Annotated in this window: 2 protein-coding genes and 1 pseudogene; all 3 read left to right on the top strand. The window is 46.0% G+C overall.

All coding sequences use genetic code 11. The features are described from left to right. A pseudogene (locus BMW64_RS20335) lies at window positions 1-249 on the top strand (DUF3347 domain-containing protein); the annotation flags it as partial. A gap of 14 nt (window positions 250-263) precedes the next feature. Further along, window positions 264-569, top strand: coding sequence for a phosphoribosylpyrophosphate synthetase (locus BMW64_RS20330; protein ID WP_090002517.1), 306 nt, complete (start codon window positions 264-266; stop codon window positions 567-569). Window positions 570-587: 18 nt separating this feature from the next. Further along, a partial coding sequence (locus tag BMW64_RS20325) for an HAD-IC family P-type ATPase (protein WP_143052757.1) occupies window positions 588-1,660 on the top strand: 1,073 nt, incomplete at its 3' end.

The following is a 1,660-nucleotide window of genomic DNA, read 5'->3' as shown; positions in this document are numbered from 1 at the left end:
GCCAATGCGGAAAGCATTTCAAAATCAAAAGATGTTGCAAAACAAAGAAGTGCTTTTGCGGCACTTTCGGGAAGCATCTACACACTGGCCAAAGTTTCTAAACAGGACACCCCCGTTTATTACCAGCACTGCCCTATGTACAACGGAGGTAAGGGAGCCAATTGGCTAAGTAAAGAGAATGCCGTTAAAAATCCATATTACGGCTCACAGATGCTTACCTGCGGCAGTACAGTTGAAACCATTAAATAACAGGTCTGAAAGCTATGGTACAGTACAATGACATGGTGCAGGCGCTTAAAGACCTAAGACAACGTGGGTACAGTATGGACTTTAGTCTGTTGCCGGACTGCCTGTACTGTGCGTCAAGGAGCCTGAAACTAAAACCGGAGGATTTTACGGTTACGGAAACTCATAGGTTTGAAAGCCTCGACAGCAGTCCTGATAACAATGCCGTGATTTATACCATATCGTCTAATGATGGTAAGAATAAAGGCGTACTTGTTGATGCCTATAGTACTTATGCCGAAGAAATGACCCATGAGATGGCAAAAAAATTAAGTGCAACATAACTTTTAAACCCCCTTGTTATGAAAAAATACACTTGTCCTATGCATCCACAGGTGCTAAAAGACGAACCGGGCAAATGCCCGCTCTGTGGCATGGCATTGGTTCCCGTTGGCGGTGCGTCAGTTTCTCATGAACACACATCAGAACATGGGCATTCCGGGCATTCTCAACATGGCCATGCTGATGAAAACTTTAATAAACATGAGGGACATCATACAGGCGATTTCCTCACACGTTTTTGGATAAGCCTTGTAATTACAATCCCTATCTTGCTCCTGTCGCACATGATACAGCAATGGTTGGTTTTCTCCCTTGCTTTCAATGGAGATAAATATGTGCTGCTGGCATTGGGTACGGTGATTTATAGCTATGGAGGCTTGCCGTTCCTAAAGGGAATGATTGGCGAGGTGAAAGCCAAAGCCATAGGGATGATGACACTTGTTGCCATCGCCATATCCGTAGCCTATGTCTATTCAGTAGCCGTTGTATTTGGCTTGGAGGGTATGGACTTCTTTTGGGAACTGGCAACCCTCATTGACATCATGCTGTTAGGGCATTGGATGGAAATGCGTTCCCAAATGGCTGCTTCACGGGCATTACAGTCATTGGTGGCTTTGCTGCCCAACGATGTTACCGTGGAACGTGGCGGAGAAGCCGTAAAGATAAAGCTCGAAGACCTGCAAAGCGGTGAAACGGCTATCATAAAACCGGGTGAAAAAATTCCAGCCGATGGATTGGTACTGGAGGGGCTTTCGTATATCAACGAAAGTATGCTTACCGGAGAAAGTGTCCCCGTAAAAAAGGAAAAGGACGGAAAGGTCATCGCAGGCTCTATCAATGGTGATGGTGCGCTGAAAGTTAAGGTAACAGCCGTTGGAAAAGACAGCTACCTGAACAGGGTTATCAATCTTGTGCAGGAAGCGCAGGCTACTAAGTCCAATACACAGAACCTTGCGGACAAAGTTGCCAAATGGCTCACCTTTATTGCCATTGCCGTGGGCATAGGCACATTTGCCTATTGGTATGCAAGCAGTGGAGATATTGCCTTTGCGCTTGAAAGAATGGTGACGGTAATGGTAACGGCCTGCCCGCA

It is taken from the genome of Chryseobacterium taichungense, assembly GCF_900109935.1.
GTDB classification, from domain to species: Bacteria; Bacteroidota; Bacteroidia; order Flavobacteriales; family Weeksellaceae; genus Chryseobacterium; species Chryseobacterium taichungense.
Note: the sequence above shows the minus strand (reverse complement) of the source record. Positions and strands in the feature narration are given on the sequence as shown.

Coding starts and splice junctions, on each gene's coding strand:
- BMW64_RS20330 (WP_090002517.1), top strand. CDS start 264: ATGGTACAGTACAATGACATGGTGCAGGCGCTTAAAGACCTAAGACAA.